Source organism: Bacillus sp. B2-WWTP-C-10-Post-4 (assembly GCF_009183805.1).
Taxonomy (GTDB): Bacteria; Bacillota; Bacilli; order Bacillales; family Bacillaceae_G; genus Bacillus_A; species Bacillus_A cereus.
On record NZ_WEII01000059.1, the window covers coordinates 1 to 22,188 of the forward strand.

A 22,188-nucleotide genomic window follows, 5' to 3' on the forward strand; every position below is an offset into this window, starting at 1 on the left:
ATATTAATTTATCTATCTATTGATATAATTAAATTATTTATTTTTAAAAATATAGTTAATATGTGAATAGTTTTCGAAAGGACCTGCTCAATCAATGCGGAAAAACATAAGATGAAACGAATCCATTAAAATACATGAGTGAACCTTAGTTTTCCCCTCTTATCTAAAGGAGGAACTATTATGGGTTATGGTGGTAGTTGTGGCTTTTCTGGAGGCTTTGCTTTATTAGTTGTGTTATTCATTTTATTAATCATCGTTGGAGCTTCTTGCTTCTGCTAAAAACTATTGGAAAAGACACTCATATAGAGTGTCTTTTCTTTCGTGCAAAATGATTCCTGACAATAGCCAACTGTATAAAGTATACGGTATACTTTTGCCTCATTAGACATATAAAAATGTTGGAGGGATGTTATGAAACTAGTAGGGAAGCACATTTATATTCGGCTTTATAAAACTGATGATGCTAACGAGTTAGCTAACTTACATATTAGAAATCGCGAATTTTTTCAACGAGTTTGTCCATTGCTCCCAGAAGTTTTTTATACAGAAGAACATCAAAAAATACGTCTTGAACAAGCTCTAAAAAAGACAGCTGAAGGGCAAGTATACCCTTTTGGAATCTTTTTAAGAGAAAATGATAAACTGATTGGAGACATTTCATTAACTCAAATTGTTAGGGGAGACCTCCAAAGCTGTTATACGGGATTCACTTTAGATAAGGAGCATAATGCAAAGGGCTATACAACAGAGGCTCTTCAACTTGTTGTAGATTTTGCTTTTAGGGAATTAAAGCTACATAGAATTGAGGCAGGAGCGATGCTTGATAATATAGCATCTATTCGTGTATTAGGAAAAGTGGGGTTTAAAAAAGAAGGTATAGCGAAAGAAAATATAAGGATTAATGGCAAATGGACAGATCATCAAATATTAGCTATTATCAATAGTTTGGATGTGTAAGCTTATTTTGATTCCAATAAAGATAATCATGTAACTCTTCAAACTCTACCAACAGTTTTATAGAGACCTGTACAATTTTCGGATCAGAAACTAACCTTACAAGTCTTGAAATTCCACCTAACTCTACAATTACTCTATTTGAAAATTTTACAACTAACCACACTAAGACTCTTATTCGTTTTAGTTTGAGCTTTAGCTTTGTATTTGCTGCGTTCGTCACATTGACTAGTAGAACATTTAAATCCACAACTCCACAAACAATTAGATTAACACCAGGGAGATACAAGGACTTTCTTATTTGAGGATGTTAAATGCCACTTCAGTTAACGCCTCATCAAGGCCATTATTTATCCAACAAACAACATATATTTGTTGTGATAAATCAAATTCATATTACTGTGAGAATAGTGACTATGGTTAGTATTAGTTATTAAAGAGAGCTTTGGCTCTTTTTTTATTTTCTTTCGACATAATATGACAATATATGAATTAATAGTTTGGTATTATTATCTAGAAATCTTACATTTATCTACAAATTATTATTGTATTTTCAGGTTTTTAAATGTAAAATATTTCAATGTAAATACATACCATTTAGGGGGATAAAGAAATTTATGAAAAAATTATTAGCTTCAGCAACAGCGGTAACACTATTAACAGTGGGGTACAGTTCTTCTGCATTTGCAGCTAAGAGTCCTAATGATACAAAAAACTGTGGACATTTTAAAAGTCAACAAGATGCTCAAGCATTCTGGGATCAAAATGGATATGGTGTTGGGAATGATCCACATCGTTTAGATAATGATAAAGACGGCATTCCATGTGAAGATTATAAATATCCAAAGAGCACAAATACTACAACAGAAAATAAAGAAACTACTAAACCTCAAGAACAACCTAAACAAGAAAATACTAAACAGGAAAACATTAAACAAGAACCTGTTAAACAAGAAAACACTAAGCAAGAGAATTCAAAACAAAACAACCAAGCAATAAATAATAAACAAGAACAAACTAAGCCTCAAACAACTGCAAAAGAAACAAAGAAAAATACTAATACAACTGTGAAAAAAGAAACGAAAAAACAAGGTGAGAAATTACCTAATACAGCATCAAACGGTGTTACAATGATGTTAGCAAGCTTAGGATTAGCATTAGCTGGATCTGTATTAATGTTCCGTCGCAAAAAGACAAACGCATAAAATAGTTCCTTAAAACGGCAGGAGAAATCCTGTCGTTTTCAAATGGAGTGATAAAAGTGAATAAAAAACAATGGATAGGCTTATGTTTAACTGTTATTGGACTTACTATCTTTTCCTATTATTTTCTAGAATGGTATAGTGCTAGACAATCAGCAGAGTCGTTAACAACTAACGAGGCTAAACAATATGAGACCTCCACACCTTCTAAAGAAAATGAAACGCAAAATAGCAATCAAACAGAGACTGAGACGGAAACTACATTACAACCGGAAGAATCTGTACAAATTCCCGCTTCAAAGGTAAACCATCAGTTAGGAGATAAAGTAGCATATTTAATTATCCCTAAAATACAAAAGAAATACTCTGTATATTGGAGAGCTGATGATAAAGTACTAAAAAAGGGTGTAGGTATGTTTGTTAGTGACTTAACCACTACACCATCTGGAAATGGTCATACAGTTCTAAGTGGACATAGAGATACTGTTTTTACCGAGCTAGGTCAATTAAAGGAAAATGAACAACTTATTGTGGAATATGAAAATAAAACATATACATATAAAATTAACAAGCATTGGATAACAGATTCAGAAGATCGAACAGTTATTGTAGAAAAAAGTGAGCCAACATTAACATTAACAACTTGTTATCCTTTTGACTATATAGGAGACGCTCCAGATCGGTACATAATTGAATCATCTCTACTTTCCATTCGGTAAGGAAGAAGGTCCAAAAATTAAAGTGGTTTAAGTAGGAAGAAGGCACCTTTGGGTGTCTTTTTTTATGAGTAAGAAGTACTGCCAATATGCGAGAAAAAATAGGTCATAAGACGGAATTTCAGCCTGAAAATTCTAAACTATCTTTTTTATTTCCTTTCGACATAATATGACAATATCTTTATATATAGTTTGTTATTATTATCTTGGCAATCTTATATTTTACATAATTGGAGGAACAAACGTGGGAAAAATATTTAAATTTGGATGCCTAGGCATTATAGCTTTATTTGTAATCGGAATAATTGCTATGGTCGCTGGTGGTGGAGACTCAACAGAAAAAACTTCAACAGACACTAAAGCAGTATCAAAAGAAGGTGTATCTTCTGATGTAAAAATCGCTGTAGGATCTATGGAAACAGTAGATTCTGTGGGTAATGAATATACAAAAGAACAAGCACAAGGTGTCTTTAAAATTTTAGAGGTTACACTTACTAATAATCAAAAAGACGCTATCACTGTTGATGCTAATAGTTTTAAATTAGTAGATAGCAAAGGTCGTGAATTCACATATTCAACACAAGGTCAAACATCTTTTGACCTGGCTAATGGTGGGAAAACTGACTTCTTCTTAAAACAATTAAATCCTGGTCTAACACAGACAGGTAAAATTGTATTTGATATTCCAAAAGATGCTGAAGGTCTTTTCTTAAAAGCAAGTGGCGGTATGACAGGTAAAGAAATTAATTTAAAAGTTGAATAGTTAAAAGCACTCGAAAGAGTGCTTTTATTCTTTCTCAATAACCAAAATTATTTAACGTGGTAAAATAATACTCGGATTGGTATCCAATGCCATATTACGACGGTTCAAATCGTAAGAAGACACTTTTCAGTGTCTTTTCTTTTGTACATTATATCTATTACATGCTCATTGATTTTTTATGTCAAATATACATAAAAAAGAAGAGATGCGCTAACATCACTTCTAGTAATTGCTACCGTCAGGATGGTAGTTATATCATTTATTTTTACGAAACCTACCCTTTTGCTTCCGATGGCAACGGGGATTGTTTTTTGTTATCTTTTTTCTAAAGTTTGTTTCCTAAAAACATACGCAGAAACTTCACTTACAATTGCTTTCACAAATTCTTTTAGAAGCTCAAACAAAAAATCTATAGATATATTCTCTCCCCCTTTTCTTTCAAATAGAAAGGAGGAATAAATAATCACCCTCACAATATACAGTTAATTCTACTTTATCATACTAGTACAATCTCACCTATATAAAAAAGACCACCATTTGTGAAGTGCACCCCAATTGTTAGACACATAATTAACAATTGGGTACAATTTCATATTGGTAGTCTTTTTTGGGTAGTTTTAGAGATTTTAATTATAACATCTAAATATATTATTTCCAACATACTATATTTTTTATAATTCTTGATTTCTCACTCTTCATTGCATGATAACTTTCCCTATAACGAGTAACAAATAACATGAAAAGAAAAGATTGAGAAATTCAGAGTAGAGTTTGGACTAGCAACTAACTATAGAAGTAATGTTGGATAAGCTGTAACTCAAGGAGTAAAAGGAGTAGCCCCGTTGAAAGGAAGAATGGAAGAAGCTCAAAAATAAATCAAGCTTTTCGATCAAAAGCTAAGTAACGCTCAAGCTAGCTTAAATGGAATTGAATCAAAATTGGGTGTTAACCGAAATTAAAAATCATAACAAAATATAACATAACATGAAAAAATAATATTTGGATGGGAGTCCAATACATATTATTTTAATTAAAGTGGTTCAAGTCGGAAGGCACCTTAGGATGTCTTTTCTTTATAAAAAAGGACTCCTAAAGCACCTTAAATTAGTCAACTTCAATATTACTCTCTTTTATTAGTTTGTTTAAACATAATATATTAATTTTAAGTTAAAAATTTGTTATAATAAGTAAATGATTATATTAATTAGATGGAGAGGATACAATATTATGGGTTATAAGTTTCGTAGAATTATCCAAGTTTCCCCGGGTGTGAAAATTAACTTTACATACACAGGTACGGGAAGGAACTCCATTCCACCTGAATCAAGAACAACAACTTATATACCTGGAACTGGAATCTCGTATACACCACGAATAGCTGATTCAAACAACTATTATATACAACGAGGGTTTCAAGGGCAAAACACTTCCTATTCCACTATGAATGAACAAGATTACAATACAGTAAGAGCATTTGAGCAGGTAAGAGAAACCAAAACTTACATTGTTACTGCTTTTCGTAAGAAGGATAATCAAGTAAACTCCGTGGGTAGAAAACTAATGAAACCACTTTCCATAATTGCAGGCGTTTTTGCAGGCCTATTCTTACTTATGATGCTTGTTATACCTGCTCTATTCCTGGCAGTCATGTCTTTCCTATGCTATAAAAATATAAAAACACCATTTGCAGTTGTATGCCCAGAATGTGATGCTGAGAATCTATTCATTTTTGAAGAAGAGAAAATTGCTTGTCGTAAATGTGAGAGCACTCTTATAATCCAAAAATAAAAGGTTCTCAAATACACTTCCAAAAAATGAATTGTGGTATTGAATTCTAAGATAGCCCTTGAAGCTCATAATTGTTTCCATACCTCCTTGAAGGCTCCAGCTCTCTTTTTCATTTACATTAGGAGGAATGAACAACTATGTTTAAAAGATTAGCAGTATTACTTATTGGAGCTCTATTATTATTTGGTTTATCCGCTTGTGACAGCGTTAAATCAATGACAAATAATGTCACGGTTGGTAAGGTAATTGAAGAATTTAAAGCTGCAGGATTAGAAGCTGACAATCCTAGTGATCTACCAGAAAAAGAATTTGGAAATACTAGAAAAGAAGCAAAGCGCATTCTGGTTCCAGCATTAGGTGAAGATAGTGGTAGTAGAATATTTGAGTTTAAAAACAAAGAAGATCTTGAAATAGCTAAGAAATACTATGACGATTTAGGTAATGGTAATCAAATGCTATTCTCTCATACTTACGCAAAAGGTAACTTTCTTATACAAATGAATGGTGATATGGAAGATGACCAATTTAACAAATATAAAGAAATTATGGACAAAGTAATTAAGTAAGTTAAAGGATCCGCTTTCATTTATATGAAAACATGTTAGAATTATCTTTGGATTGGCGTCCAATACATATTATTAAAATTAAAGTGGTTCAAGTCGGAGGAAGGCACCTTAGAGTGTCTTTTTTTATGGAAATATTTAAAAGAAAGACACCTAAAAGAGTGTCTTTCTTTTAAAATAAACATACTATTGAATCCAACCCTCATACTTAGCGACATATCCCCCGCCATCTTCATTGATTTCTTTTAAATACCAATACACTGTCCCGCCACAAGCTTGTTCAGTAAAAGTAGTAGCAAAAATTCTTTTGGAATTTCTCACTTCTCTTACATACTTACCGTTTTCCTTTTTATAGCATTCTGCTAATTGTTTTACAGAACTTGGTGTATTAGATCCATTTTCTGTACTTGCTGAGGCTGCCCCAATCCCCCCTGTTAATGCGATACCAGCTACTAATGCTCCTACTACTAATTTCTTAAACATAAAAATGCCCCCTTAATACTTTTTTATAACCTGCAACTTAAATGTATCACTTTTTCATTAATTGTAAATATTTTGAATTTATAGAAATATTTATTTGAATTTTGTTAATATTGGTAATTTATTTTATCAAATGGAAAATAGAGGGGTTTATGATAATATGTAATAATGCATGTTCATTCAGCAAAAAATCGTGATAAAATCTAAGCACCTGTTCTATTTTTTCAGTTATCTTAGAAACCTTACTTCTTATTTACCCAAATGGGAGGCGCTTTATGGCGCCTTTTTTTTATTTTCAAAAGGACCTGCTCATTTAATCCATAAAAACATAAAGTAATTTGAATCCATTAAAATACATGAGTGACTCCTTATTTTTCTCCTCCTATTTAAAGGAGGAACTATTATGGGCTTTGGTGGTAGTTGTGGCGGCTGTGGTTTCGCTGGAGGATTTGCTTTATTAGTTGTATTGTTTATTTTATTAATCATCGTTGGAGCTGCTTGCTTCTGCTAAAAACTATGGGAAAAGACACTCTTATTTGGGTGTCTTTTTTTGGTACATTAAAAAGCCTCGCCATCCTATGGAGATGGTGAGGTCCTTAGGGCATATATCCTCTTTTCTTATACATATTAGATTCTTTATACACACATTGAAAATATAGCAAAATATGGACATAATATCCAGAAAAATATATGTACTAAAGGTGGGGTCGTCGCCCATAGAAGGAGGCGTAATGAGGGCTTTAGCTAGAGCTTTAATAGTATTTTAGGGGGTGAGTTTTATGAGGGCACAAGAGGTTCTCATAGAGAATAACAAAAAGAGATACATATTATTGGAACAAGAAGGATTACCTGTAATGCCAATTATGAAATCCCAATTACATATAGTGAACGAAAACAGCGTAAATAGCCAAAAGGCCACATACAAAGTTTGCTATTGTAATCATATTTTGTATGTAACTCATCACATGCTTCCCCTCCTTTTTACTCATTACAATCAAGATCCTCCTGTTTTTCTTCCAATATAACCTTATTTATTTTCGTTAACGTATCCGTCATTTGCTCTAAAGCATTTATATAGATTTTTGAAAAGTATTTCTCAATTAATACATCATCTAACTCAGACAATCGCTCTATATACTTACTACCGTTTGGACCAAGTGTAAGGAAATACTCCCTTTTATTGTTAGGGTTTACTTGTTTTGAAATCATCTTCTGCTTTTCCAATTCCGATAAAACTTGGCTCACAGCCATTTTTGATATATTAAAAGTAGCCGCAATGTGATTTGCTGTCGTATTCTCATTTAAATTAGTATGAAATAGCATGCTCCCTTGCTGTCCTGTAAGACCGTACTCATCTTTTAACTCCTAAAACGGTAAAATTTAGAATTAATTATAAACTCTGTTCATTTCATTAATTATTTCTTTATACGTTCTAGTCATAGCACTCTTCCTCCATGCTTTATTCACAACGAAAAAAGAAGACATCCATCAAGGTGCCTCCTTTTCCTAATTAAAATTTTAAACTCTCACCATTCGTCGCAATTACTTCTTTATACCAATTGAAACTGTCCTTCTTCGATCTTTTTAATGAACCTTTTCCTTCATTATCTTTATCAACGTATATATATCCATAACGTTTTTTCATTTCGCCAGTAGAAGCACTGACAAGGTCAATCGGGCCCCAACTTGTATAACCGATAATATCTACTCCATCTTGAATTGCTTCGGACATTTCGATCATATGCTTCTTTAGATAATCAATTCGGTACTCATCATTCACTTCGTCTTCATCATTTAATTGATCGATTGCACCGAGACCATTTTCAACAACAAATAAAGGTTTTTGATAGCGATCATAAAGTTGATTCGCTGTAATACGGAAGCCCTTTGGATCAATTGTCCATCCCCACTCTGATTTTTCAAGATATGGATTTTCAACTGAACCGAATACATTCCCGCTCGTTATGCTTTTTAACACTTCTGAATCTGTACTTGTTGCTCTACTTGCATAATAACTAAATCCAATATAATCAACAGTATACTCTTTTAAAATTTCCTCATCTTCTTTTTCCATTTCAATTGTTAAATTATTATCTTTAAAGAAGCGTTTTGCGTATCCAGGATATGCTCCTCTTGCTTGTACATCAATGAAGAAGAATGATTCACGGTCTTGTTCCATCGCACGAAGAACATCGTCTGGATTACATGTATATGGATACGTTGCACCAGCTGCGAGCATACAACCAATTTTTGCATCTGGAATGATTTCATGACAAGCTTTTACAGCTAACGCACTTGCGACAAGTTGGTGATGTGCTGCTTGATACTGAATTTGTTTTTTATTATCACCTTCTTTAAATGCTAGACCTGCTCCCATGAAAGGTAAATGTAAAAGCATATTAATTTCATTAAACGTCATCCAATATTTCACTTTATCTTTATATCTATTAAAAATCGTTTTTGCGTACGTCTCGAAGAATTTTACAAGCTTTCTACTTCTCCAGCTTCCATACTTTTCTACTAAATGAACAGGCACATCAAAGTGAGCCATCGTAACAACTGGTTCAATGCCATGCTTCAACAGTTCATCAAATACGTTATCATAAAACTGTAATCCTGCTTCATTTGGCTTTTCATCATTACCATTTGGGAAAATACGCGTCCACGCAATCGATACACGTAACGCTTTAAATCCCATTTCTGCAAAAAGAGCAATATCTGCTTTATAACGATGATAAAAATCAATTGCTTCGTGTGATGGATAAAACTCTCCTTCTACTGGTGTGAAGGAATGAATATTTCCTTTCATAATATCCCAGCGGTTTTCACCAGTTGGTAATAGATCAACCGTCGTTAATCCTTTTCCGTCTTCTACATATGCGCCTTCAACTTGATTGGCAGCAATCGCTCCCCCCCATAAAAATCCTTTAGGAAAAATAACTTTAGACATATAGAAAAACTCCTTTATATAAGATTTAACGAGGAAAGGTATTACGATTCTCAAGGAATACCTTTCTTCGTGTGAAACATAATGAAATGTAACTACTATTTAACTCCTAACTCTAGTAAAGAATCTCCTGCTTGAATCTTTTCTACTTCAGTTTTTTTCATACTATATTTATCATAATTTGTAACAACAACTGGTGTTGTCACAATATAACCCGCCTTTTGAATTTCAGCTATATTAAATTCAATAAGTAATTGCCCTTTTTCTACTCTCGCTCCTTGTTCAATATGAGAGGAGAAAAACTCGCCATTTAATTTCACAGTATCCATCCCAATATGGATTAAAATTTCAGCACCTGAATCCGCCGTAATTCCTACTGCATGATTCGTCGGGAACAGCGCAGAAATTGTACCTGATACTGGTGAAAATAACTTTCCTTCCGAAGGCTCAATCGCAACGCCTTCACCTAACGCACCTGATGCAAATGCAGCATCATCAATGTTTTGAAGTGGCATAACTACACCATGAAAAGGACTAAAGATTACTTCATCATCGTTTGATGCAGCAACTTTATCAATTGTTCCATCTGTTTCTGTAGATGTTTGCTTTTTTGTAAAACCAAATAAGTAAGTCAGAATAAAACCTACTATTAAAGAAACAACCATCGAAACAATTGCTCCCCAAAATCCAGCTGTAATCCCATCTTCCGGACTAATAAATGTCGGAAGCGTAAATATGCCAAGCCCACCCGTCATATAACTTTGTGTACCAAATACGCCAAGTATTGCGCCGCCAACTCCCCCAGCAATACAACTCATAATAAACGGCTTTTTAAGAGGGAGTGTAATACCATAAATCGCCGGCTCTGTAACACCGAAAATACCTGAAATAAAAGCCGGAATACTAAGTGTTTTTAATTTCTGATCTTTCGTTTTCATCCAAACGCCAAGTACAGCACCAATTTGAGCAAATGAAGCAGCAAATATAAGCGCTAGTATCGGATCAATACCGTGTACTGCTAAATTATTATAGCCAATCGGAACAACGCCCCAATGAAGGCCGAATATGACAAGCACTTGCCAGAAAGCACCGAGTAAAGCACCCGCTACTAATGGGCTTGAATTATAAAGCCAAAGCGTCGCCTGTCCTAAAAACTGCCCTGCCCACGTCGCAATTGGACCAATAACGAGAAATGTAACTGGTACAACGATTAGTAACGTTAAGAATGGTAGTACAAATGTTTTCACAACATCCGGAATGACCTTCTTTAAAGACTTTTCTACTTTCGCTCCAAAATAAGAAGCGAGGATAATTGGAATAACAGATGATGCATAGTTCATTAAAATAACTGGTATTCCTAAAAACGTAATATGAATTGGTGATTCAAACATAGTCCCTGCAAATAACGTATATAATGGCTCACTTGCTGTTATACCGGATAGAGCCGGATAGACTAATGCTCCACCAATTGCCATACCGATGAATGGTGATCCTCCGAATTTCTTACTTGCTGTATATCCTAAGAAGATCGGGAAGAAATAAAATAACGAATCGCCAACTGCATTTAATATTTGATACGTTCCTGACTGTGTACTTAACCAGCCTAACGCTACAAATAGTGCATTAAATCCTTTAATCATCCCTGTTGCAGCTAACACCCCTAAAATAGGAGTGAAAATGCTAGAAAGAATATCTATTAGACTACTCTTTTTCTTCTCACTCGCACTTTCTTCCTCTGTTTCTTGAAATCCTCCGGCAGCAATAACCGCTTTATACACGTCGGATACATGGTTACCAATTACAACTTGATATTGTCCGCCGCTTTTCATAATAGTCACAACATCTTCCATACTTTTCAGTACTTCTGTATTAGCTTTCCCCTCATCTTTCAACTGAAATCGTAAGCGAGTTATACAATGTATAACGCTATTTATATTTTCTCTCCCGCCAACATGTTTCAGTATGTCTTTTGCCAATTTTTCATACTTCATAATAATTTCTCCCCCTACAATCATCTCATTTATCATTTTTATAAAAAGAAAAAACCTAAATTAACCATAACGGTGCGATACATATGAATCACTCCATTACAAGTCAATTTAGGTTTTGCCTGCTAAACAGTAACAATCCCGTTTATTCAATTACATAATTCATTGCGTTTCGTTACACGATGAATGTGCAACGTCAAATACACCTTTTCATCTTTTGAAAGATGACTATTATGTGCTTTTTGTAAGTATGCTTCAATTTTTTCTGTACAACAATACGCCTCTTCGTACTTATTTTTCACTTGCTCGTATAAAAAATCATCATCGGCCGAGCTCAATTCCTTCTGCATTAAACGCTGAGCAAAATATCGTAAATGCGTTACAAACCGACTATAATTAAATGAATTCTCATCTAAGTTCATCTTATAGTGGTACTTTACAACATTTAAAATATCTTGGACGATTTTCGTCATCGTTACCGTTTGTTGCATTGCCGGCTCTCCTTGCTGTGCATTAACGAAATGCAGTGCAATTGACCCTGCCTCATCTTCAGAAAGTCTAAGCCCAGTCTCTTCTTCAATGATGTTCAAAGCTTGTAGACCAATTTCAAACTCTTTCTGATAGAACCTCTTTATCTCCCAAAGCAGAGTATTTTTGAGATCCATTCCTTCTTTATGCCGAGTTAAGGCGAAACTTAAGTGATCCGTTAATGTAAGATAAATATAATCACTTAAATCCCCCGGCAAAACTGTCTTAGCAAACTGAATAATTCTCTCTGTAATCTCTAAATTTTCTACAGGAATTTCAGTTAGCAACTTAGCGAGTTTCTCTGATAATTCTCTTGTTTCTAGCACAAAGGTTTTTTCTATCTTAGATTCATCAATCGCATCGCCTACTTTTTTCTGAAATCCCAAACCTCTGCCCATAAGTACAACTTCTGTCTCATTATCCTTCATCGTACAAACAACATTGTTATTTAAGATTTTATGGATTCTCATATTGTTCCACCTTCTTCTTAAAGTCACAAAAGGTAATAAAAAAACCTAAACTGATTCCAAAAGCCACACTACACCCGTAGCCTCTAGATCAATTTAGGTTTTGCCTGCTGAACAGTAACAATCCTTTTATTTATTAACTTACCTTCATTATACACAAAAAGTAAGCGGTTGCAACGATAAATTATTGAATTTTTTTTTACAAAGAAAAATACTAACAGTTAATCAGCTGTTGCTTAAATTCCACTAAAACTTTCTCTCTTCATAATCTTCCGTATCAGCTTCTTTCTACAACTCCTGCTACGTAGTCAGATGCTTAATATTATAAAGCAAAGAAAGAAGAATATAGTTTAGTTCCTGTAATTAAGGATTTAAGTAGCATTTTACTTATTAGTACTTATTAGTACTTTAAGTTTTTTTGATTGTTGTACTATGATTTCCCGTTCTATTGAACTACTCACCACTTAACGTCCTTACGGACTGTTTAAAGTGGGAGATTCCTGCGAACACCGATGTATCCACCAGTTATCTTAGCAGGCTCAGCCCGTAGTCCCTACGGTGAAAACAGAAGTATCTTGTACGTTGACTCATCACGCTACCTACTTTAGCTTGGTTTTCGCAACTTCGGCAAACGTGGGATGGTAGAACGTTGAAGATTTTACGATTGCAACGTTTTTCTGCAACCAACCTTATATCTTCAGTTTGCAAAGAGCGATCTGTACAAGTATATAATAGCAAACATGTTGGCTTACGCCAACCGACATTCATCTCTCACCTATTTGCTGGTGCTATCTCACCTTCACACAAATTGAGGAGGGAGTCTTCTGTCGTAAAACGATAAAAAAGAAAAAATATTGTTTGGAGATTATTCTACATATTTAAATGAAATTATTGATATCGATAGGAAAAAGCCCTTAAAATTCTCCTCTTTATATCAGGCAATTCTTAATGCTTATTCAGAAGGGAAATTTAAGGGTGTTGAAAACTTTCATTTAACTTTAAGTGGGATTTTAGAAAGGAGTAAAATACACGATGATAAGTTAAGTAAATATCTTCTAAATATGGAGCATGAAAGGGGAAAAGATAAGGCTAAGTTTTTCAAAAATGCCCTTGGGATAGAGTTGAAAGATAAACAATATTTAGCGGAAGAAATATTGAAAAAGATAAATTTTGGAGAATTTAAAGATGTATCTTTTATTCAAAATCCTCAATATGAACAGTTAAGATTTGTTACTTTAATAATTATTGAAGGAAGAAATGGTGGATTTGTTTCTATAGATACTGTTTGGCAAATAACAGAGAATGAATCCCCAGTATTAATTACAGCTTATCCAACACATAAAAAAACTGTTCAATAGATGGATTATAAAAAATTAGATAGCTGAAATTAAACAACTTTATTATTTCTGTTTTAGGTATTATTTTTTGTACAAATTTATTATTAAATTACTTTACTATCACTACACAATTTCGGTTGGGCGGAGTCAAAAAATTCTAGTCCATTATGACGTTAAGTGGTGGGTAGTTCACACGGCCAGTTGTGAAAAAACGATGCTATGATCCATTGAACGAGTTTCATCATGGCATATGGATCTATACAATCTTCTACTTTCTTCATCTGATAGCTTATACTTTTTTTGTCCAAATTGTATATAAACGAAAATGTATTGTCATAGCAAGTCTAGCCATTGTTGTACATTATTTTCTAATTTCTTGAAATAATGTATAATTAAAGTGCCCTACACGAGATATCGAGTCATATCTCATCGTCATTTTAAAAGGATCTCCATTTTTATATGGAGATCCTTTTAATCCAAATAAAACTACTAATTTGACATAATAAAAAATGAGCTGGATACACCCTCTATTAATATCCACCCATCTTAATGACTAACACAGTCATAAACATACTAAACGAGAGGCTTTTTAAGTACTTATTTTCATCGTTTGCTACAAAAAGAGCTAAACAGCAGAATAGAGCCCATCCTAACCAAAATAGCATTCCCTTAATCATTGGTAAATCAGTCAATCAAATCTACTCCTCTGAATGTTTTATCTCTTACAATGTTTAATATATTAATTTTTCTTTCATATTTTAAGAGCTAAATAAAAAAAGACAGAAGTTTTACGTTCTGTCTTTTTATTTACCTTAAAGTAATCCATTCATAGCTAGCCCACTCTTTGGGTTTTTTATCGTACTTAATACGACCAGTCGTATAGAATGAAGCAATCATCCATTGTATAAGGTTCATCTTTGCATATGGATCAATACAATCCTCTACTTTTTTTAATTGATAGCCTGTACTATTTTTCTGCCAAATTGTATATAAACGAAAGTGTGTTGTCGTAACAAGTCTAGCTTTTGTTGTAACTTGCCATTTCGCAATTTTCGTTAAATCCTCTTTGACCTTTCGATCATACTCTTGTTTTATGACTTTATAACTCTTATCTTTATTAATTAATCCATTAGAAAATGAAAAAGGCATTTGATGCACCTCATAGACAGTTCCTTCTTCATCTCCTAAAATGTTTGATTCTACTAGAAATATATTTTTTAGTTTTAATTGTTCCGTTAATTCTTTTCCGCTCCGATAGAATGGTTTTTTCATCTTCTGCAATAAGATAACCTGCACAATTAATCCAATTAGTAACGGATATGCTAATACCAACAACATACTAATAAACATATTTAAAATGAAAACTCCTATAAGCGCAAAGATTGTAAAGTAAATATAGGTTTCTCTTTGATGAATGATCCTACTGTTCAAACCAAGATACCTCCGTTTTGATAGATAGTGAACGCAATATACACCATTGCCCCTAGTAAAATAGAACAAGCCCCAGGAAAGCTCTGTATTAGCTTTATTTCTTTCTTAGGCAGTTTCACACCAAATATAGACGCAGCATGCTCCAATTGGTCTTTAATGGCCCCTACAAAACCTAAAATTTTTATTAATCGATAAATGCTAGCAATCCAAAAGAATAGTAAATGGAAAGCTGTTAATGTAATCGCGGTAAGCATAGCCGATTCTTCTACTACATTACTAACATATAGAGCTGCCACCACAAGCATTTTCGTATCACCGGGTGAAGAAAATTTAAATGTCTCTAACAATAAGCCACATACTAAGGCCATAGTTAGTACAATTACAATCTCTTTTCCCGTTCGTATTCCAGCAAAATACGTGATACCTAAACCTACTACTAAAAAAATGAAATGCCATATATTTTTTGTTTTTCTATACTTTAAGTCGGTAAATACATTAAGTACCATATAACTTAGAAATAATCCCATGATATACAGGCTCACTTTCTTTACTCCCCTCTTAATTTCATATAAAAATACTGTGTAAAAAAGGGAACCACTTTTAGAGTAGCCCCTTCGTTTATTTTTATATTTATTTTTTGTTCCAAGAATCAACATCTGCATTGCTTGATGCTTTTGTGAATCGAGCTAGAGTCGTATCATAACCACCTTGGGTTGCTTTCCATACGAACGGGCCAATTACTAATACAATAATCACCGCTAACGCGATTAACATACCGTTTTCTGATGATAATTGTGAGTCTTCGTTTTTTAACCAACTTTTCATTTTTGCTAACATTTCATTTCGTCTCCTTTATATATCAATTTTAAGTATCTACTAAAATTAGAACTTATCTATTTAAATCTTTAATTACTTATTCCAAGAATTTACGTCTGCATTACTTGATGCTTTTGTGAATCTTGCCAGGATCGTATCATAACCACCTTGGATTGCTTTCCATACAAACGGGCCAATTACTAATACGATAATCACCGCCAAGGCAATTAACATACCGTTTTCTGATGATAACTGTGAATCCTCATTTTTTAACCAATTTTTCATTTTTGCTAACATGATTGAATCTCCCTTATCCATTTATTTGAGCTATACGTAAAAAACATCATTAATTTAAAACTTCTATTACTTGTTCCAAGAATTCACATCTGCATTGCTTGATGCTTTTGTGAATCGAGCTAGAATCGTATCATAACCACCTTGGATTGCTTTCCATACAAACGGGCCAATCACTAATACGATAATGACCGCCAAGGCGATTAACATACCGTTTTCTGATGATAACTGTGAATTCTCATTTTTTAACCAACTCTTTATTTTTGTTAACATGTGTATTACTCCTTTTCCTATTTCATTTTTGATAATGTTTTCTATAAACTTGCAAATCCTTGCATTAAAGATTGAATAACAATCACCATCGGATAAATCACAATACAACCAATAACAGCAACGTTAAATTTATTCATTTCCATCGGCTTATTTTGAATGAGACGGTTATAGTTCTCATGTTTTAACTCGCGCATCATTTTAATTTGTGCGTCCATAATGCGAAGACTCTGTACCTTGTCCGTTTTTTGTGCTTGTTGCAATGCAATCGTAAAGGTATTTACTTCTGGACTATTTAAAGCAGCAGCAAAGTTTCGAAATGGTTGATCCGAGCCCGCATACATTTCTAATTCCGCAGTAAGTGTAGATACATACGGACGAAGATGTCTTCCAGCATATATCTCTGCCTTTTTTACTGCTTCTAATGTTGTATGTGTTTTTAACAACTGCAACATGGGAATTAGATACTCTGGTAATTCGAACTTCCTAGCTTCAATCGCCTGTTTGCTTCTGTTCTTTAATAGATAATCAGGATAGAAATAAAGCAATGGTGACATTAGAGCACCTACTTTAAATAAATAGTAATCATGAAATACAGTACATATTAAGAAAACAGAGGTAAAAATGATGGGATATGCTACCTTCATTCTCAGATATTCTTCTGGTTCCGTATCCAAGCCAGCTTCTTCTAACTTTTTCTGGATCTGCTCTTTTTTTTCTTCTGTCAGATACTTATGTGATAACGACTGGAAGGGAGCAAGCATCATTTGATTTAAATTTTTCTTTTCAATTCGTTTTGCATTTTCTACATAGTTCGTAAGTAAGCTACCGCTGTCTTTTTTACTTTGTATAAAGGTAGAGAATATCCAGTACATGACAACGAATACAACTACAGATAAAATCGTAGACACCTTATTCCCCTCTTTCTGTTGGGTTATAATTTGCAATCTTTTCTACACGGGTTGCTAGAAAAAATACAATCAACATATTTACCGCTAACGCAATTTTTCCCATCATAGAACCTGCTAAAAATCCATATGCTTCTTTTGACATCAACATAATAACAATTGGCATGGCGATAACGATTAAGCAGTTCTGTACAAAAGCCCGTTGTGCTTGCGACAAACTAGAACGCAATCTTGCCAGATATAGCTTTTGTTTTTCAAAATCTTCTGCAATATCTAGTAGGACTTGTACTGAATTTGTTCCACCTTCTCGGCTACACACTTCCAACATTTCATGGAAGAATACCAATTCTCTAAAGTTAAACGTTTCATTGAATTCTCTAAATGCACGATGCATTGTGGTTCCACCTTCTAATAAAAGAGAAACTTTTTCTATTTCTTCTTGAATGCTTTCATGCATCATTGGTTTCACCTGAACTAACACACGTTTTGCATTGTTGCTAATTTGAAGTGCATTTGCTACTGCCTTCATATAGATAGAAAGACGGTCAATGACAATCAAGTAGTAACATTTTTTTCTTCGATAAAGAAGAAACCTTGGAACTAAAAATCCAGATAAAACAGTAATCAGTGTAAAAGGATCTCTACCAAAGGAAAAATAGAATACTGCTGCAATACTCATTCCGGAAAGAATCGTATATAACCAGTACATACTTTTTGTCAATTTCCACTCGTACTTTTGGGCTTCTTGGATAACGGATTGTGGCAAATACATTCGTATCCCTTTGATATTTCTTAATTCCAAGCGTCTTTCTTCTTTCTCATTTTCTTGAACAAATTGAGAAAGAGCAGAACCTTTAGATTTTGCAAAAAGTAAAACGAGCAATCCTACACTAATAAAGATTAAAAATATACATCCATAAGCTAACAAACTATGCATACTGCACCTCCTTTTGTGAAAGGAATGGCGCATAAAGAGCTGGATTTACAGTAGAAGAACGGAATTTCTTCTCCATTTCAGCTGACATTTTTGCTGTAATGATATGATCTCCATGAATCTTTCCTACACTCTCATTCATTTCATCGTATTCCTCACCCGACGGAATAAATTGAGAAAGCTGATTGAACTGTATATCATCTCGATAATCTAACAATTCAATCATCTCTGTAATATAGCGATTCCCATCATCTTTCTTCTCTAAAAAGACAATCACATCAAATGTCTGTGAAATTAATTCATATAAATACTGAGCATCAATATTCGCACCACTTTGAAGGCACATAAGCATTAAACGTCTAACCGCTTCTTTTGCACTTCTTGCATGGACAGAGGTGAAACCAGGGTGCCCTGTTTGAAAGAAGTTAATCATTTTTAACGCTTCTTTCCCCCTCGATTCCCCTACAATTAATCGCTTTGGTCCCTGACGTAAAGCATTTGTTAACAATCTGTCAAAATCGATTACATTTTCTTCCACTTCTGATGCCCTACATTGCATCGGAACGAAGTGATGTTCTGGAAATATGCGATGTAAATAGAGTTCGGGGTTATCTTCTACTACGAGAGTACGTTCTTTCTGCTTCCCATTTGGAATATGAGAAGCAAGATACTTCATAAACTCTGACTTCCCTGTACCTGTTGCTCCAGCGACTAAAATATTCATTTTGGCTTTCACAGCTGCAGCCAAAAAGTGTAACATTTCTTTCGATGCTTGATTGGTAGATAAGATACGTTCTTTAGAGGCACGGAGGTGATCTGCATTCTTACGAATCGTTATTGTTGTTCCTAGCCCCCCTAGCTCATCTAGGACTATATTGATTCTTATATACGGAAATACGCAGTCAACATATGGCTTTGCTGTATTTAATGACTCTGATGTACTGTTTACCATCTTATAAGCTAGGGCTTTCACTTCTTCTTCTGTCTCAAATCGGTAAGGAAATGTACATTCTCCCTCTCCGATTTTTTCGTAAATGATTTCTTTTGTGCCATTGATATAAATATCAGTTACATCCTTATCTTCTTTTAAAGGTTCTATAATCCCAAATCCAACAATTTCATCACACACCATATTTAGTAACTGTTCCGAAGGTACATCTGAAACGACGACTTGATTGCTTAGTAAAAAGCCTTTAATAATTTGCTCCACAGCTGTTCTCTTCTCTTTATTCATAAAGGATTCGCTTAAGATATCACGATGTTCTTTTACTAAAAATGCACGAATTTCATCTGTAATATCTTTAATTTGTTGAGCTGTAGTTGTTCCTAACTTTCGAACCGATTTAGAACGAATCCTATAACCAAAGTGATATAAATCCACTCGATTTCGCTTTAAGGATACTTGTTTTTCCTGTAAATAGCCCCACATACTACTTGCCACCTTTTTAATTTCGTAAACCAAAGAGACCCTTTTTCATAGAGGAGTGCTGGGATGGAATATTAAGACCAGCTACTTCCATAATATGATGGACCTTTGCATTAATTTGCGGGGAACCAAATTGCATCCCCCATTCATAACTCGTACGATCTCTGTCATACGGAATTGTCACCGCAATGTTTTGGGAAGAAAGCTTTTCAATATCTTCTACATAGTCCTCGTCTCCCATATTCAAAACATGAATCATACGAGGTAATGTTAGCTTTGCTTCTTCTATTAGTTGTAATTCTCTTTTAATTGCTAACGCACCACGAGGGTTGCCATTTAGCACATGAACAACAAGGTCTGATTGGTATAGGATTGGGTAACTAAGCACCTCGGATAATTCAGTTGGTACCGATAGGATGATGTAGTCATATTCTGTATCTACAAGTGATTCGATAAATGTCGTTACAAACAATTCTTTGTTTTGAATCTCTGGGAATTGAGTTAAACTATAACCTGATGGAAACACCAGAAAATCCATCTTATCGTGTAATTTTTGCGTCAACCTTGGATTTACTTTTTTTTCTAGTAAATCTTGCTTGGTACAAATATACTGCAAGAGATTGTATTCATTTTCTTTTCTTACAAGCCCTAGCATATTTTTACTCTCATGGCTAAGACCTGTTCCAACCGCGAAGTTTGGTCTTACTTGGTCCGCTTCTACATAAAGCACCTTTTTCCCTAAATGAGCTAACTCATTTGCCATCGCAATACTTAACGTGCTTTTTCCTACGTTTTCGTTTGTCGCATAAAAGGCAACCATTCTTACTTGCCGGTCCATCTTAAAAGCCCCTTCCTTATTTGGATTCGTTCAGATACTGTGCAACATATTCTTTTACACTTTTAGATATGGGATTGGTTGAATGCTTCTCTACATAGTCTAAAATATTTTTCTGGTCAGATATTTGCGAGAATCCTTCTGCTGGTTCTAATTCTTTCCCTGTTTGTTCTACCTTTTGTCCAACTGCAACAGGAATTACATCTCCAAGTGTTTTCGCACGATTTAGATATTGAAGTTGTTCTGGTGAAACAGCCAATGTATATAATCGCGTTACTTTTGGCTTTTGTTTTCCTTCTTGTTCCTCTTTTGATTCTTTCTTTTCTAGTACAAATGCATCTTCTGTATTGCTATCCTTTGCAGCCGTAACACGTACACGTTGGAAAAGACCACCGAATACTACCTTCTCATTGTCCCCGTCCTTCACAACCTGCTTAAAATATAAGTCCACATAAGTGTTAGGAATGATACTATTACCTGAACTTGTTTCCAAATCAACGAGTAACGGGAATGCAACTTCTCCATCTTTCAAATTTAAAATGGCAGAGTCAGGTAACTCCTCTTTCTTTACTACTTTATTTTTAAAAAGATAGCTATTTTCGGTGATTGGCTGCCCATCATTTGTCCACTTACCTATAACCTCTTTTTTACTTACACGTAATGCATTTGGAGGAATCCCATCACCAGGTAATGTTCGTTCCACTAGCATTTCTTCTTTAATCTCTGTATGCGCAGGTATATCCTTTGCAGCTACAACAACTTTTGTTGGTTTTACTGCATTTTCTACTGCAAAATGATTGTATCCATAGATACCCGCTACTGTTATAGCAGCTAAACCTACCGCTGTAATCTGCTTCTTTTGAAACTTAGACGGCTTCAATGTTTATATTCCTCCTTATGTAGCCTTTAAACGCAAAAAAGGACACACCTATGGCGTAAAACGCCTTAGGTGTGTCCTTTTAGCTAATCTAAAGTCTATATGAAAATGTTGGATTTATTTTCTTTAATATTACAATTTCAATATTAAGATATATATAGTTTCATGTCAATCATTTCTAAAAAATATCTGTTTTTTCTATTTAAAAACCACGTAATCGATAATTAACCTCGCTCCAAAAACCCTGTTATAACAAGGTTTCTAACCTATTAAGCATCCCAAAAATATGTTGTAATTAATCTAACACAACTGAATATTCCAAGGTGTCGGTTGCTATCCTTTCTCTTTCATTTTATGGAGAAAAGAAGAGATCATTTGGAAATACTTTTCACAATAGTTGATGCAAGAGGCAAAATTATTATTAAAACGAAATCAATTTTGTTCCTGTTTCAAAATACTTTGCAGGAGCATAACTTTTCCCATTCCGACCCTGAAATTCACTTCCAATATATAACGATGCAATCATTACGATAATTCCAATGAAAATTACACGTTTCATACGTTGTTTTTTCTTTTTATCCATTCAATATTCCCCTTTCTACAAAAAAAAGACACATCCCATTAAGGGATGTGCCTTTGGTTTATCCATTCAGCTACTAGTTTA

26 protein-coding genes and 4 pseudogenes are annotated in these 22,188 nt (G+C 34.0%); 11 read left to right on the plus strand and 19 right to left on the minus strand.

Annotated features, from left to right (window positions below; genetic code table 11):
- Positions 1 to 180 precede the first annotated feature (180 nt).
- The 8 genes and pseudogenes from GBN78_RS20015 to GBN78_RS20055 all read left to right on the plus strand — a co-directional run bounded on the left by GBN78_RS20015 (position 181) and on the right by GBN78_RS20055 (position 5,989).
- Positions 181 to 279 (plus strand): YjcZ family sporulation protein, encoded by a 99-nt coding sequence (locus GBN78_RS20015; protein ID WP_076775400.1) that lies wholly within the window; start codon positions 181 to 183, stop codon positions 277 to 279.
- Between the two features lie 132 nt (positions 280 to 411).
- Positions 412 to 957, plus strand: coding sequence for a GNAT family N-acetyltransferase (locus GBN78_RS20020; RefSeq protein WP_070183577.1), 546 nt, complete (start codon positions 412 to 414; stop codon positions 955 to 957).
- 614 nt (positions 958 to 1,571) lie between these two features.
- On the plus strand, positions 1,572 to 2,159 hold the full coding sequence (locus tag GBN78_RS20030; protein ID WP_070184270.1) for an excalibur calcium-binding domain-containing protein: 588 nt from the start codon (positions 1,572 to 1,574) through the stop codon (positions 2,157 to 2,159).
- Between the two features lie 56 nt (positions 2,160 to 2,215).
- Positions 2,216 to 2,875, plus strand: a complete 660-nt coding sequence (locus tag GBN78_RS20035) for a class D sortase (RefSeq protein WP_152127649.1) — start codon at positions 2,216 to 2,218, stop codon at positions 2,873 to 2,875.
- 241 nt (positions 2,876 to 3,116) lie between these two features.
- Positions 3,117 to 3,635, plus strand: coding sequence for a DUF4352 domain-containing protein (locus GBN78_RS20040; RefSeq protein WP_000516003.1), 519 nt, complete (start codon positions 3,117 to 3,119; stop codon positions 3,633 to 3,635).
- 740 nt (positions 3,636 to 4,375) lie between these two features.
- A pseudogene (locus GBN78_RS30660) lies at positions 4,376 to 4,594 on the plus strand (ribonuclease); the annotation flags it as partial.
- A 268-nt stretch (positions 4,595 to 4,862) separates the two neighbouring features.
- The gene (locus tag GBN78_RS20050; RefSeq protein ID WP_000540768.1) at positions 4,863 to 5,423 is read left to right on the plus strand and encodes a DUF4236 domain-containing protein; all 561 of its coding nucleotides are present in this window, start codon (positions 4,863 to 4,865) and stop codon (positions 5,421 to 5,423) included.
- Between the two features lie 137 nt (positions 5,424 to 5,560).
- Positions 5,561 to 5,989, plus strand: coding sequence for a stress protein (locus GBN78_RS20055; RefSeq protein WP_152127650.1), 429 nt, complete (start codon positions 5,561 to 5,563; stop codon positions 5,987 to 5,989).
- Between the two features lie 183 nt (positions 5,990 to 6,172).
- Here the strand turns inward: GBN78_RS20055 and GBN78_RS20060 are convergent, their stop codons facing one another.
- Complete coding sequence (locus GBN78_RS20060; protein WP_000473833.1) at positions 6,173 to 6,469, minus strand: hypothetical protein; 297 nt, start codon at positions 6,467 to 6,469, stop codon at positions 6,173 to 6,175.
- A 400-nt stretch (positions 6,470 to 6,869) separates the two neighbouring features.
- Here GBN78_RS20060 and GBN78_RS20065 point away from each other — a divergent pair, with 400 nt between their 5' ends.
- Positions 6,870 to 6,977: a YjcZ family sporulation protein gene (locus tag GBN78_RS20065; protein ID WP_000505670.1), complete on the plus strand. Its 108-nt coding sequence runs from the start codon at positions 6,870 to 6,872 to the stop codon at positions 6,975 to 6,977.
- A gap of 367 nt (positions 6,978 to 7,344) precedes the next feature.
- On the opposite strand, the pseudogene GBN78_RS20075 reads toward GBN78_RS20065, so the two are convergent.
- The 5 genes and pseudogenes from GBN78_RS20075 to licT all read right to left on the minus strand — a co-directional run.
- Positions 7,345 to 7,455, minus strand: a pseudogene (locus GBN78_RS20075) (CDP-diacylglycerol--serine O-phosphatidyltransferase); the annotation flags it as partial.
- Positions 7,448 to 7,906 (minus strand): annotated as a pseudogene (locus GBN78_RS20080) (MarR family winged helix-turn-helix transcriptional regulator). The pseudogenes GBN78_RS20075 and GBN78_RS20080, both read right to left, overlap by 8 nt.
- 70 nt (positions 7,907 to 7,976) lie before the next feature.
- Positions 7,977 to 9,416 (minus strand): 6-phospho-beta-glucosidase, encoded by a 1,440-nt coding sequence (locus GBN78_RS20085; RefSeq protein ID WP_076775727.1) that lies wholly within the window; start codon positions 9,414 to 9,416, stop codon positions 7,977 to 7,979.
- A 95-nt stretch (positions 9,417 to 9,511) separates the two neighbouring features.
- Positions 9,512 to 11,404 (minus strand): beta-glucoside-specific PTS transporter subunit IIABC, encoded by a 1,893-nt coding sequence (locus GBN78_RS20090; protein WP_070184267.1) that lies wholly within the window; start codon positions 11,402 to 11,404, stop codon positions 9,512 to 9,514.
- 146 nt (positions 11,405 to 11,550) lie between these two features.
- Complete coding sequence (gene licT / locus GBN78_RS20095; RefSeq protein ID WP_070184266.1) at positions 11,551 to 12,399, minus strand: BglG family transcription antiterminator LicT; 849 nt, start codon at positions 12,397 to 12,399, stop codon at positions 11,551 to 11,553.
- A gap of 646 nt (positions 12,400 to 13,045) precedes the next feature.
- Between licT and GBN78_RS30300 the strand changes: the two genes are divergently transcribed.
- Positions 13,046 to 13,237 carry a hypothetical protein gene (locus GBN78_RS30300; RefSeq protein WP_153600825.1) on the plus strand — a complete coding sequence of 64 codons (192 nt, stop codon included), beginning with the start codon at positions 13,046 to 13,048 and terminating at the stop codon, positions 13,235 to 13,237.
- Between the two features lie 13 nt (positions 13,238 to 13,250).
- Positions 13,251 to 13,754: a DUF6883 domain-containing protein gene (locus GBN78_RS20110; RefSeq protein WP_223153446.1), complete on the plus strand. Its 504-nt coding sequence runs from the start codon at positions 13,251 to 13,253 to the stop codon at positions 13,752 to 13,754.
- 136 nt (positions 13,755 to 13,890) lie between these two features.
- Here GBN78_RS20110 and GBN78_RS31205 read toward each other — a convergent pair.
- From GBN78_RS31205 to GBN78_RS30310, 13 genes and pseudogenes are all read right to left on the minus strand, one after another.
- Positions 13,891 to 14,091 (minus strand): annotated as a pseudogene (locus GBN78_RS31205) (hypothetical protein); the annotation flags it as partial.
- Between the two features lie 172 nt (positions 14,092 to 14,263).
- Positions 14,264 to 14,425, minus strand: a complete 162-nt coding sequence (locus tag GBN78_RS30305) for a hypothetical protein (protein WP_153600826.1) — start codon at positions 14,423 to 14,425, stop codon at positions 14,264 to 14,266.
- Positions 14,426 to 14,540: 115 nt separating this feature from the next.
- The gene (locus GBN78_RS20115; RefSeq protein ID WP_152127651.1) at positions 14,541 to 15,164 is read right to left on the minus strand and encodes a hypothetical protein; all 624 of its coding nucleotides are present in this window, start codon (positions 15,162 to 15,164) and stop codon (positions 14,541 to 14,543) included.
- Entirely contained in the window at positions 15,161 to 15,706 is a 546-nt protein-coding gene (locus GBN78_RS20120; protein ID WP_070184264.1) for a hypothetical protein, read from the minus strand. The genes GBN78_RS20115 and GBN78_RS20120 overlap by 4 nt, the downstream gene beginning before the upstream one ends.
- 88 nt (positions 15,707 to 15,794) lie before the next feature.
- The gene (locus tag GBN78_RS20125) at positions 15,795 to 16,001 is read right to left on the minus strand and encodes a hypothetical protein (protein WP_152127652.1); all 207 of its coding nucleotides are present in this window, start codon (positions 15,999 to 16,001) and stop codon (positions 15,795 to 15,797) included.
- Positions 16,002 to 16,073: 72 nt separating this feature from the next.
- Positions 16,074 to 16,277: a hypothetical protein gene (locus GBN78_RS20130; protein ID WP_000879955.1), complete on the minus strand. Its 204-nt coding sequence runs from the start codon at positions 16,275 to 16,277 to the stop codon at positions 16,074 to 16,076.
- A gap of 66 nt (positions 16,278 to 16,343) precedes the next feature.
- Positions 16,344 to 16,547 carry a hypothetical protein gene (locus tag GBN78_RS20135; RefSeq protein WP_000956288.1) on the minus strand — a complete coding sequence of 68 codons (204 nt, stop codon included), beginning with the start codon at positions 16,545 to 16,547 and terminating at the stop codon, positions 16,344 to 16,346.
- A gap of 41 nt (positions 16,548 to 16,588) precedes the next feature.
- Positions 16,589 to 17,455 (minus strand): hypothetical protein, encoded by an 867-nt coding sequence (locus tag GBN78_RS20140; RefSeq protein ID WP_000104224.1) that lies wholly within the window; start codon positions 17,453 to 17,455, stop codon positions 16,589 to 16,591.
- A 1-nt stretch (position 17,456) separates the two neighbouring features.
- The gene (locus GBN78_RS20145; protein WP_000555815.1) at positions 17,457 to 18,389 is read right to left on the minus strand and encodes a type II secretion system F family protein; all 933 of its coding nucleotides are present in this window, start codon (positions 18,387 to 18,389) and stop codon (positions 17,457 to 17,459) included.
- Positions 18,382 to 19,815: a TadA family conjugal transfer-associated ATPase gene (locus tag GBN78_RS20150; protein ID WP_000264617.1), complete on the minus strand. Its 1,434-nt coding sequence runs from the start codon at positions 19,813 to 19,815 to the stop codon at positions 18,382 to 18,384. The genes GBN78_RS20145 and GBN78_RS20150 overlap by 8 nt, the downstream gene beginning before the upstream one ends.
- 16 nt (positions 19,816 to 19,831) lie before the next feature.
- Positions 19,832 to 20,650, minus strand: a complete 819-nt coding sequence (locus GBN78_RS20155; protein WP_000375878.1) for an AAA family ATPase — start codon at positions 20,648 to 20,650, stop codon at positions 19,832 to 19,834.
- Between the two features lie 16 nt (positions 20,651 to 20,666).
- A complete protein-coding gene (gene cpaB, locus GBN78_RS20160) occupies positions 20,667 to 21,527 on the minus strand; it encodes a Flp pilus assembly protein CpaB (RefSeq protein ID WP_000804789.1) in 861 nt (286 codons plus the stop codon).
- A 418-nt stretch (positions 21,528 to 21,945) separates the two neighbouring features.
- Positions 21,946 to 22,107: a hypothetical protein gene (locus GBN78_RS30310; protein WP_000358417.1), complete on the minus strand. Its 162-nt coding sequence runs from the start codon at positions 22,105 to 22,107 to the stop codon at positions 21,946 to 21,948.
- Positions 22,108 to 22,188 lie beyond the last annotated feature (81 nt).

Bases quoted from the DNA above. Each gene is read 5' to 3' on its own strand.
- GBN78_RS20090 (WP_070184267.1), bottom strand. From the start codon at position 11,404: ATGAAGTATGAAAAATTGGCAAAAGACATACTGAAACATGTTGGCGGG.
- GBN78_RS20050 (WP_000540768.1), top strand. From the start codon at position 4,863: ATGGGTTATAAGTTTCGTAGAATTATCCAAGTTTCCCCGGGTGTGAAA.
- GBN78_RS20015 (WP_076775400.1), top strand. From the start codon at position 181: ATGGGTTATGGTGGTAGTTGTGGCTTTTCTGGAGGCTTTGCTTTATTA.
- GBN78_RS20060 (WP_000473833.1), bottom strand. From the start codon at position 6,469: ATGTTTAAGAAATTAGTAGTAGGAGCATTAGTAGCTGGTATCGCATTA.
- GBN78_RS20055 (WP_152127650.1), top strand. From the start codon at position 5,561: ATGTTTAAAAGATTAGCAGTATTACTTATTGGAGCTCTATTATTATTT.
- GBN78_RS20085 (WP_076775727.1), bottom strand. From the start codon at position 9,416: ATGTCTAAAGTTATTTTTCCTAAAGGATTTTTATGGGGGGGAGCGATT.
- GBN78_RS20145 (WP_000555815.1), bottom strand. From the start codon at position 18,389: ATGCATAGTTTGTTAGCTTATGGATGTATATTTTTAATCTTTATTAGT.
- GBN78_RS20155 (WP_000375878.1), bottom strand. From the start codon at position 20,650: ATGGACCGGCAAGTAAGAATGGTTGCCTTTTATGCGACAAACGAAAAC.
- GBN78_RS20030 (WP_070184270.1), top strand. From the start codon at position 1,572: ATGAAAAAATTATTAGCTTCAGCAACAGCGGTAACACTATTAACAGTG.
- licT (WP_070184266.1), bottom strand. From the start codon at position 12,399: ATGAGAATCCATAAAATCTTAAATAACAATGTTGTTTGTACGATGAAG.
- GBN78_RS20020 (WP_070183577.1), top strand. From the start codon at position 412: ATGAAACTAGTAGGGAAGCACATTTATATTCGGCTTTATAAAACTGAT.
- GBN78_RS20135 (WP_000956288.1), bottom strand. From the start codon at position 16,547: ATGTTAACAAAAATAAAGAGTTGGTTAAAAAATGAGAATTCACAGTTA.
- GBN78_RS20130 (WP_000879955.1), bottom strand. From the start codon at position 16,277: ATGTTAGCAAAAATGAAAAATTGGTTAAAAAATGAGGATTCACAGTTA.
- GBN78_RS30310 (WP_000358417.1), bottom strand. From the start codon at position 22,107: ATGGATAAAAAGAAAAAACAACGTATGAAACGTGTAATTTTCATTGGA.
- GBN78_RS20125 (WP_152127652.1), bottom strand. From the start codon at position 16,001: ATGTTAGCAAAAATGAAAAGTTGGTTAAAAAACGAAGACTCACAATTA.
- GBN78_RS20065 (WP_000505670.1), top strand. From the start codon at position 6,870: ATGGGCTTTGGTGGTAGTTGTGGCGGCTGTGGTTTCGCTGGAGGATTT.
- GBN78_RS20150 (WP_000264617.1), bottom strand. From the start codon at position 19,815: ATGTGGGGCTATTTACAGGAAAAACAAGTATCCTTAAAGCGAAATCGA.